Consider the following 266-nt stretch of genomic DNA (forward strand, 5'->3'; position numbering starts at 1 on the left):
TGGCGCAATCAGAGCAGCAAACTCATGACCTTTCCCAATCAGAGCTGCGTCTGATGGCATTGTTTTTTCCAGATAGCTCAGGAGATTCTGCTAAAGCTATGCCTCAGGTGAGTGCCATTATGCAGGGTAAAACCGGTCTTGCCTTGTCCGGCGGCGGATTTCGCGCCTCGCTGTATCATATTGGTGTGCTGGCCGCCCTGGCTGAACAAGATCAGCTGCGCCATATTGAGGTCATCTCCTGTGTGTCGGGGGGCTCAATCATAGGT

1 protein-coding gene is annotated in these 266 nt (G+C 53.0%); it reads left to right on the top strand.

The window, feature by feature from the left end; all coding sequences use genetic code 11:
* The coding region (locus tag CWB98_RS24290) for a patatin-like phospholipase family protein (RefSeq protein ID WP_212751167.1) at window positions 1–266 on the top strand (266 nt) is incomplete at both ends.

It is taken from the genome of Pseudoalteromonas rubra, from assembly GCF_005887115.1.
GTDB classification, from domain to species: domain Bacteria; phylum Pseudomonadota; class Gammaproteobacteria; order Enterobacterales; family Alteromonadaceae; genus Pseudoalteromonas; species Pseudoalteromonas rubra_F.